This window comes from Mesorhizobium sp. M7A.F.Ca.CA.002.15.2.1 (genome assembly GCF_003998715.1).
Classification (GTDB): domain Bacteria; phylum Pseudomonadota; class Alphaproteobacteria; order Rhizobiales; family Rhizobiaceae; genus Mesorhizobium; species Mesorhizobium ciceri.
The window spans coordinates 1-7,649 of the sequence record NZ_RZPI01000227.1 but is presented as its reverse complement, the minus strand read 5'-3'; the positions used below and the strand labels follow the sequence as shown (position 1 = coordinate 7,649).

At 61.9% G+C, this 7,649-nt stretch carries 11 protein-coding genes and 2 pseudogenes; 3 read left to right on the top strand and 10 right to left on the bottom strand.

Going from position 1 to position 7,649, the window contains the following annotated elements; all coding sequences use genetic code 11:
* The 3 genes and pseudogenes from ENZ74_RS14840 to ENZ74_RS14830 all read right to left on the bottom strand — a co-directional run.
* Nucleotides 1-265, bottom strand: a pseudogene (locus ENZ74_RS14840) (EamA/RhaT family transporter); the annotation flags it as partial.
* Nucleotides 266-313: 48 nt separating this feature from the next.
* Nucleotides 314-625 carry a hypothetical protein gene (locus tag ENZ74_RS35120; RefSeq protein ID WP_244514285.1) on the bottom strand — a complete coding sequence of 104 codons (312 nt, stop codon included), beginning with the start codon at nucleotides 623-625 and terminating at the stop codon, nucleotides 314-316.
* A complete protein-coding gene (locus ENZ74_RS14830) occupies nucleotides 604-1,143 on the bottom strand; it encodes a hypothetical protein (RefSeq protein ID WP_013532471.1) in 540 nt (179 codons plus the stop codon). The genes ENZ74_RS35120 and ENZ74_RS14830 overlap by 22 nt, the downstream gene beginning before the upstream one ends.
* 110 nt (nucleotides 1,144-1,253) lie before the next feature.
* On the opposite strand from ENZ74_RS14830, the gene ENZ74_RS14825 reads away from it, so the two are divergent.
* Nucleotides 1,254-2,213, top strand: coding sequence for a LysR substrate-binding domain-containing protein (locus ENZ74_RS14825; RefSeq protein WP_013532472.1), 960 nt, complete (start codon nucleotides 1,254-1,256; stop codon nucleotides 2,211-2,213).
* 97 nt (nucleotides 2,214-2,310) lie between these two features.
* On the opposite strand, the pseudogene ENZ74_RS14820 reads toward ENZ74_RS14825, so the two are convergent.
* Nucleotides 2,311-2,819, bottom strand: a pseudogene (locus ENZ74_RS14820) (DinB family protein).
* Nucleotides 2,820-2,878: 59 nt separating this feature from the next.
* Between ENZ74_RS14820 and ENZ74_RS14815 the strand changes: the two are divergent.
* On the top strand, nucleotides 2,879-3,571 hold the full coding sequence (locus tag ENZ74_RS14815; RefSeq protein WP_013532474.1) for a glutathione S-transferase family protein: 693 nt from the start codon (nucleotides 2,879-2,881) through the stop codon (nucleotides 3,569-3,571).
* A 17-nt stretch (nucleotides 3,572-3,588) separates the two neighbouring features.
* Here ENZ74_RS14815 and ENZ74_RS14810 read toward each other — a convergent pair whose 3' ends face one another.
* Nucleotides 3,589-3,846: a DUF2934 domain-containing protein gene (locus ENZ74_RS14810; RefSeq protein WP_013532475.1), complete on the bottom strand. Its 258-nt coding sequence runs from the start codon at nucleotides 3,844-3,846 to the stop codon at nucleotides 3,589-3,591.
* A 159-nt stretch (nucleotides 3,847-4,005) separates the two neighbouring features.
* Between ENZ74_RS14810 and ndk the strand changes: the two genes are divergently transcribed.
* Nucleotides 4,006-4,428 (top strand): nucleoside-diphosphate kinase, encoded by a 423-nt coding sequence (gene ndk / locus ENZ74_RS14805; RefSeq protein ID WP_013532476.1) that lies wholly within the window; start codon nucleotides 4,006-4,008, stop codon nucleotides 4,426-4,428.
* Between the two features lie 68 nt (nucleotides 4,429-4,496).
* Here the strand turns inward: ndk and ENZ74_RS14800 are convergent, their stop codons facing one another.
* From ENZ74_RS14800 to ENZ74_RS14780, 5 genes are all read right to left on the bottom strand, one after another.
* A complete protein-coding gene (locus tag ENZ74_RS14800) occupies nucleotides 4,497-5,261 on the bottom strand; it encodes a YbaY family lipoprotein (RefSeq protein WP_013532477.1) in 765 nt (254 codons plus the stop codon).
* A gap of 126 nt (nucleotides 5,262-5,387) precedes the next feature.
* Entirely contained in the window at nucleotides 5,388-5,864 is a 477-nt protein-coding gene (locus ENZ74_RS14795) for a molybdenum cofactor biosynthesis protein MoaE (protein ID WP_013532478.1), read from the bottom strand.
* 1 nt (nucleotide 5,865) lies between these two features.
* Complete coding sequence (gene moaD / locus ENZ74_RS14790) at nucleotides 5,866-6,123, bottom strand: molybdopterin converting factor subunit 1 (RefSeq protein WP_013532479.1); 258 nt, start codon at nucleotides 6,121-6,123, stop codon at nucleotides 5,866-5,868.
* A gap of 1 nt (nucleotide 6,124) precedes the next feature.
* A complete protein-coding gene (pgsA, locus tag ENZ74_RS14785) occupies nucleotides 6,125-6,721 on the bottom strand; it encodes a CDP-diacylglycerol--glycerol-3-phosphate 3-phosphatidyltransferase (RefSeq protein WP_013532480.1) in 597 nt (198 codons plus the stop codon).
* A gap of 97 nt (nucleotides 6,722-6,818) precedes the next feature.
* Nucleotides 6,819-7,649, bottom strand: an 831-nt coding sequence (locus ENZ74_RS14780; RefSeq protein WP_245470957.1) for a helix-hairpin-helix domain-containing protein, incomplete at its 5' end; no start/stop codon positions are given.

Genomic DNA, 7,649 nt, shown 5'->3' with positions numbered 1-7,649 from the left:
CCCCGGCCGTGACCGGTGCTACTCTTTCCCGGCTCATCAATCGGATGGCCCGGCTCATCAATCGGATGGCGGCGAAGACGAGTGCAGCGCCTGCAAATTGCAGGAACTGGACCTGCGACACCGGGTGGCCGGTCAGCAGGGATTTGCCGACCAGGGCATTGGTGGACCACAACGCCACCGCACCGGCAGCGAAGACCAACGCGGATATCGAGCCGGATCCCTGCCGAAACAATCGGCATGGGATTCTATTTTGCTGTTCGACCATGATCCTGTCCGAAAACCGGTTCCGACTTTTCGGGATCATGGTTCACTATCATGATTCCCTGGCTCCGCCCGGAACCGGAGCATCGACGGCGGCGGGCACGGGATGCTCCGCCTCGAACCGACGGTAGGCCGGGAGCTGGTTGGTCCAGACATCTTCGGCCAGTTCGCTGACCCACTCACGGTCGTGGTCATTGTCGGCGGCGAGATAGAACATTCTGTTGTCGTCGACATAGGGTTTGGCCACCGAGCGCTGGTTGAGCACCAGCGTGACGCGCTCGCCGAACCGGATCGGCGCGGTGCGATGCAGGACGCCCAGGAACTGGCCGAGCGTCGCGTAGTTCATCTTGTGATCGATGCGCATGACACTGTTGCGCGGGATCTCGCGGCCGGATTCGAGAATGGCGCGGCCGGTTTCGGAGTCGTCGCAATAGATTTCGAGGTGGCCGCCGACCAGCGGATTGCTGATCGACAGCGGAATGAGCTCGGTGACCGGAACGCCATCGCAATGCCACTCCACGGCGCCGTCCCTGGATTCATGAAGGTGACCGTCGAGCCGACGATCGACAGCGGATAGGGCTCCAGCTTGGTGCCCATCATGTCGGACAGCCGCTCCAGGCGCAGCTTGTCATGCAGCAATTCCCTGATCTCGGGGATGTAACGGTCGGCCCCGGTGATGAAGGTCAGATCGAGGTGCTTGTGCACGGCATGGCTGGCCTTGAGCTTCAGGGCAGCCTCCTCGATCGCGGCAAGCAGTGCCGGGTCATAGCCGTGCAGATATTGCGCGACACCGAAACTCGACACTTTCCAGGCGGTTTCATGGCCGATAATGGCTTCGCGGCTCATCGCATAACGCAGTTCGGGAATGGTGTGGGCGTTCATTGTACTTCTCCAGGATGGGGGCAACACTTGGTAAACAGTCGATTAATTCACCCACCCCTGTAAAATTAGGAATGCTGGTGCTAGTGTAAGCCAAGCTTAAGGTCGAAACCGTGCGTCTGCTCAGTCAGGTCAACCTCAATTCGCTGAAAATCGTCGAAAGTGCTGCGCGGCACGGGAATTTCACGCGCGCCGGTGAAGAACAGTTTATTACCGCTTCAGCGGTCAGCCAGCGCGTGAAAAGCCTGGAGGATCAGCTTCGTTTCAAGATTTTCCAGCGCGGCGGCAATGCGGTGTCGTTGACGCCGGAGGGCGAGACCTATGTCTCGCGCGTTCGCGAGGCGCTGGAGCGAATCGTGGCCGCCAGCATGGAAGCGACCGGACAATCGCAGGAGCATGTGCTAAAAATATCGGTGCTGCCGACCTTTGCGGCACGCTGGCTGTTTCCGCGCCTGCCGCTGTTCCAGCAGCAATATCCCGATATCGTGATGCGGGTCTCGACTTCGTACGCGACGCATGAGTTCACGGCCTCGGAATTCGATCTCGAAATCCGTTATGGCGACGGTCACTTTCACGGGCTGCAGTCCGATCTGCTGTTTCGCGAAGACCTGACACCGGTGTGCAGCCGCAAGCTGTTCCACGAAGTCCTCGGCGACAAGCGGCTGTCGAAGGTGACACCGGACGACCTCAAGCACTTCACCCTGCTGCATTCCGACACCTGCACCCAGAATTGGCAGTCCTGGCTTGGTTTCGCCGGCGCCAGCTTCGTGCTCAGCGAGACCAAGAGCATCTATTTCGACTCGTGCATGATGTCCTACGAGGCAGCCAATTCCGGGATGGGCTTTGCGGTGGCCAACCGTGCCTATATGGCCAGCGACATCCGCGCCGAAAGGCTGGTGGCTCCCTTCGCCGTCCATCATCCGAACACGGCTGGCTGGTATTTTGTCTCTCCGCTGAAAGGCCTTGCCGCACGCAAGGTCCAGTTGTTCAAGCAGTGGGTCATGGCGGAAGCGGCCCTGACCCAGTCCCAGTTGGACAACGAAATCAGGGGCGAGGCTTCGACGGCTGCCTGAATCCATCCGGTGCCTACTGATGCAAAGACGATGCTGCAGCACAAAATGCAGCGACGGCCGGCACAACCTTCGGACTGACTACGCAAACGCCACCGGATCAGGCGAAAGCCCTGCCCTCCTCGGTCCGCTGGAAAAGCATCAGGTCCAACCCCAGGCTTGGCCGTCCCAGGATGGTCAAGATCGTATGCGCCTGGCCGCGATGGTGGGTCTGGTGGTTGAAGACATGGTCCAGCGCCGGCGCCAGCCTTTGCGAATGCGCATGTCCGAGACGGTCATGTAGGTGAACCGGCCCGTCAACGCCTTGTCATTGAGGCCGCCGACCCAATCGATGATCCGCCTGTCCTCGGCTTCACGCGCCGCCCGCAGGCCGGTCAACCCCCGATGCAGGATAGCGTCCAGTGTCGTCGGCGCGTCGCCCTCCCCGGTGAAGCGCTTCATCCAGATGCGGTCGGCAGTCAAAAGGTGGTTGAGCGTGCCCATCATCGAGCCGAAGAAGGCGCCGACATCGCGGTTGAATTCCTCATCATCGAGTTCGGCGGCGGCATCATAGATGCGACCGTTGGCCCATTGATTATAGGCCGCAAACATCATGAAATGCTGTCTCATGGCTTCCCTCGGCTCGCGTCGATGCGGGGCCTACCTAACCCGCACGGGAGCCGCCGCCAATGACCATTCTGCTTTATGATCTCGTCGGACGCGACAGCACACGTCCGTTCAGCCCGCATTGCTGGAAGGTGGCGATGGCGCTTGCCCACAAGGGGCTCGACATATCAACCGTACCGACGCGCTTTCTCGAGGTGCCCGCTGTCGAGGGCGGCGTTTCGAAAACCGTTCCGGTGATCCGCGACGGCGAGACAGTCCTCGCGGATTCTTTCGCCATCGCGCTCTATCTCGATGAAGCCTATCCGGACCGGCCGACGCTGTTTGGCGGTGAAGGCGGCGAGGCGATGGCGCGCTTCATCGAACGCTGGTCGCAAGTGACCATTCATCCCTACGTGACCACCGCGGCCATCATGGACCTTCATGCCATGCAGGACGCGGAAAACGCCGTCTATTTCCGCCAAAGCCGGGAGCAGCGTCTTGGCAAGAGGCTGGAGGAGGTGACGGCCGCCAGGGAGGCCGGGCTCGGCACTTTCAGAGCCTCGCTGGAGCCATTGCGCTCGATGCTCTTCTATCAGCCGTTCATCGGCGGCGCGGCGCCGCTGTTTGGCGACTATATCGTCTTCGGCGCCTTGCAATGGGCGCGCATAGCCTCGCCCTACCAATTGCTCGACGACGGCGACGTGGTGGCGCAGTGGTTCGCCCGCTGCCTCGACCTGCATGGCGGGCTGGGGCGAAAGGTCGCCGCCGCGGCTTGACGCCGTAAAGCAGTAACTTACTTGGCCGCCTTCTTTGGCTTGCCGGCCTTCGTGGCAGCCTTTGCCTCCTTGGGGGCGGCTTTTGGCTTGGCGGCGCCAGCTGCCTTCTTGGTTGGCTTTTTGGCTGCCGACTTGTCCGTGGCGTCCTCCTGGTCGACATCCGCCGCCGCCTGATGCCAATGGCGCTCATGATGTCCAGCCGGCTGGCCCTCTTGCAGCCAGATCTGGTGCGCACGGTTGCGAATGCGTTCCTGACGATCGTCTGTCATGGTCATGTTGTCTCCATACGGCCCGACCTCAGCGCGGCGCCGGCACGCGACTATAGCAAGCAAAGCGTTGCTGTGCAGCCGTCTGATCGGGGGCCCTTGGCAATGGGCCGGGCGGCTTGTATAGAGCCCGCCACTCTCAATTCCATTCTCAGACAAGGACGACCCATGGCGCTCGAACGCACATTTTCCATGATCAAGCCGGACGCAACCCGGCGCAATCTCACCGGCGCCATCACCAGGATGCTGGAAGAGGCAGGCCTGCGTGTCATCGCCTCGCGCCGGGTCTGGATGAGCCGCCGCGAAGCGGAAGGCTTCTATGCCGTCCACAAGGACCGTCCTTTCTTCGGCGAATTGGTTGAATTCATGTCGTCGGCACCGACCGTCGTCCAGGTGCTGGAAGGCGAGAACGCCATTGCCAGGAACCGCGAAGTGATGGGCGCCACGAACCCGGCCAACGCCGCCGAAGGCACCATCCGCAAGGTTCATGCGCTGTCGATCGGCGAAAACTCCGTGCACGGCTCCGACGCACCGGAGACCGCGGCAGAAGAGATCAAGTACTGGTTCTCGGACACCGAGATCGTCGGCTGAGCCGACGATCCAGACCTTGGATTCCGTAAAAAGAAGGCCGGCGTTTCGCCGGCCTTTTTCGTTGGGGGTCAGCTCGCCGCGCTAAAGCGCAGGATCTCGCGGCCATCCTTGCCTGATATGATGAGCTTGCCGGCCTCGACGCGGTATGACGCCGCCTTGGCCAGCGCATCGAACAGCGCCTTTTCCTCGGCCATCACCTCTGGCGCACAGGCCTTGTAGGTCGAACCGATGTCTCCGATCACGATCGTTTGCCCATTGACCTTGGCGGTGGCGAAATAGGTGTTGCAGGGGCCGCTGCCGCCCGCCTTGCCGGCCTCGCTGACCCTGAATGTCGCTTGCGGGGCAGCGATGACACCGATGCCGTCGACATAGTCGACCAGCCAGAGCTGGTCGAAGACCGAAACCGTCGGCTCGGCGTTCGGGGCGACCATCTTCAGCATGATGGTCTGCGGCACGTCGGTCAGCGGATCGACCTGATGGCGCATATCGGAGATGAACAGGAGCTTGTCGTCGACGGTGATGCGGGCTTGCAACGCGTAAGTCATCTGCGACCGGATGACGGAAGGGTCGAATTTGATCTCGAAGCTGATCGGCACCTGGCCGGTCGGCTTCACTTTCTGCTCGCCGATAATGGTGGCCGGCGCATCGGCCAGCGACACATCGGCAAGTTGCACAGAGAGCACGGCACTGGGCGGCAAGGCAATGCGCTCGCGATAGATCACTTCGCCTCTCACTGCCTTTTCGGCGGCAACAGACTGCTCAGGAACGGCCAATATGCCGACGACCAGAGGCACGAAACCGAAGATGAAGAACTCCGCGATCCTGTCCAGCATGACCATCTCCCTCACCCCGGGCTGCCAATGCCCTGGGCTGCCAATGCCACGGGTTGCCAATGCCCAGGCTGACCAATTCCGCCAATTGGCCAAAGGATTGCGGTCAATGCATGGCTGCGGCGGATCTTATTCGGACGCTTTCCAGCGTTGCGCGGCCGTTGCATCGGCTTCCTTGGCCTCGACCCAGCCACCCTCCGAGCCGTCAGCCCGATGCTCCTTCTTCCAGAAGGGCGCGCGCGATTTGAGATAGTCCATGAGAAAATTCGCCGCCTCGAACGCCGCATGGCGGTGCGCGGAGGCTGCCACCACCAGCACGATGCTCTCGCCGGGCGCGATCTTCCCGTGGCGGTGGATGGCGGTGAGCCCCTGCAACGGCCAACGCTCGACCGCTTCAGCAGCGATGCGGGCGATTTCTGCTTCGGCCATACCGGGATAGTGTTCGAGCTCGAGCGCTGAGAGCGCGCCCTGCTCGTCGCGGCAAAGGCCTGAGAAGCTCACCACGGCGCCGATATCGGCGCGGCCTTGCGTCAGTCTGGCGATTTCGGCCGCGACGTCAAAATCTTGGCGCTGAATGCGCACGACAGGTATGATCCCGCCGGTCATTTCAGCCCCCGGTCATCGGCGGGAACAGCGCGATTTCGCGGGCGCCCGCGATCTTCTCGCGGTGCTCGACATGCTCCTGGTTGATAGCGACACGGATGACGTCAGGATATTGCAGCGCGTGCTCGTAGCCCTCGCCGCGCGATTTCAGCCAGCGCAGGAGATCGGCGACCGTCTCGATGCCAGCCGGCAAGTCGACGTCTTCCTCGGGCATGCCGATGCGCTCGCGCACCCAGGCAAAATAGATGAGCCGGGTCGTCATCTCACTCGTCCATGATGTGCTTGAGGCCGGCGCGGAAATAGTCGTAGCCGGTGTAGAGTGTGACCAACGCCGCGATCCACAGCAGCACCAGCCCGGTCTGGGTGGTCAGCGGAAAGATCTTGTCGCCGGCCGGTCCGGCCAAGAGGAACGCTATGGCGACCATCTGGATGGCGGTCTTCCATTTTGCCAGCTGCGTCACCGGCACCGAGACTTTCAGCGCCGCCAGATATTCGCGCAGGCCCGAGACGAGGATTTCGCGGCACAGGATGATGATCGCCGCCCACAACGACCAGCCGGCAATGCCCGCATGGCGATCGGTGTCCGCAGCCAGCAGCAGCAGGCAGGTGGCGACCAGCAGCTTGTCAGCGATCGGGTCGAGCATCTTGCCGATGTTGGAGGTCTGTTGCCAGGCGCGCGCCAGATAGCCATCCAGATAATCGGTGATCGAGGCGAGCAGGAAGATGATCAGCGCCGACCACCGGGCAAAGTCGCTCGACTTCAGATGTCCTTCGAGAAAAAAGCACAGCACCACCATCGGCACCGCGACGATGCGGGCGTAGGTGAGCATGTTGGGCAGGTTGAACGCGCGCTTGGCCATATCCGGGAAACTCTTTCTGCCTGCCTACTCAAATCAGAAGCGAATGTGGGGGGTCAACAGGCCAGATTCGACAGGCCAGATGAAAGTGCCAGATTTTTCAACTCTCGTGGAAGTGATTGTAGACCAGTTTCGCCACCTGCTCGGAAATCCCGTCGACTTTCCGCAGATCCTCGATGGCCGCGCGGCTGACCGCCTTGGCGGTGCCGAATGCCAGCAGCAATGCCCGCTTGCGGCCGGGACCGATGCCGCTGATCTCATCAAGTGGGCTCTTGACCATTTCCTTCTTGCGGCGAGCCCGATGCGAGCCGATCGCGAAACGGTGAACCTCATCGCGCAGCCGCTGGACGAAATAGAGCACGGGGTCGCGGACCGGTAGGGAAAACGAGTCCCTGCCTTTGACGAAGAACCGCTCGCGGCCGGCATCGCGGTCCTGGCCCTTGGCGATGCCGATGGCAACCACGCGGTCCTCGATGCCGAGATCGGCGAGGATCTTGCGCACCGCGGTCATCTGGCCCTGGCCACCGTCGATCAGGATGACATCGGGCCAGGCCGGGAAGCTGCCGGAGATATCGTCCTCCATATCGTCTGCCGAACCGTCGGCTGCATCCCCAGCCGGGACATCGCCATGCTCCTTGAGCAACCGCGAAAACCGCCGTTCCATCACCTCGCGCATCATGCCGAAATCGTCGCCAGGCGTGATCTCGGTCGAGCGGATGTTGAATTTCCGGTACTGGTTCTTCACGAACCCCTCCGGTCCGGCAACGACCATGGCGCCGACGGCATTGGTGCCCATGATGTGCGAATTGTCGTAGACCTCGATGCGCACTGGCGGCTTCGGCAGGCCGAATGTCTCGGCGAAACCGGCAAGCAGGCGTCCCTGGGTGGAGGTTTCAGCCAGCCGGCGTCCGAGCGCTTCGCGCGCATTCTG

Excerpts from the sequence above, each read along its gene's own strand:
- ENZ74_RS14810 (WP_013532475.1), bottom strand. The coding sequence starts at position 3,846 with ATGACCATGACAGACGATCGTCAGGAACGCATTCGCAACCGTGCGCAC.
- ENZ74_RS14815 (WP_013532474.1), top strand. The coding sequence starts at position 2,879 with ATGACCATTCTGCTTTATGATCTCGTCGGACGCGACAGCACACGTCCG.
- ENZ74_RS14800 (WP_013532477.1), bottom strand. The coding sequence starts at position 5,261 with ATGCTGGACAGGATCGCGGAGTTCTTCATCTTCGGTTTCGTGCCTCTG.
- ndk (WP_013532476.1), top strand. The coding sequence starts at position 4,006 with ATGGCGCTCGAACGCACATTTTCCATGATCAAGCCGGACGCAACCCGG.
- ENZ74_RS14795 (WP_013532478.1), bottom strand. The coding sequence starts at position 5,864 with ATGACCGGCGGGATCATACCTGTCGTGCGCATTCAGCGCCAAGATTTT.
- moaD (WP_013532479.1), bottom strand. The coding sequence starts at position 6,123 with ATGACGACCCGGCTCATCTATTTTGCCTGGGTGCGCGAGCGCATCGGC.
- ENZ74_RS35120 (WP_244514285.1), bottom strand. The coding sequence starts at position 625 with ATGCGCATCGATCACAAGATGAACTACGCGACGCTCGGCCAGTTCCTG.
- ENZ74_RS14830 (WP_013532471.1), bottom strand. The coding sequence starts at position 1,143 with ATGAACGCCCACACCATTCCCGAACTGCGTTATGCGATGAGCCGCGAA.
- pgsA (WP_013532480.1), bottom strand. The coding sequence starts at position 6,721 with ATGGCCAAGCGCGCGTTCAACCTGCCCAACATGCTCACCTACGCCCGC.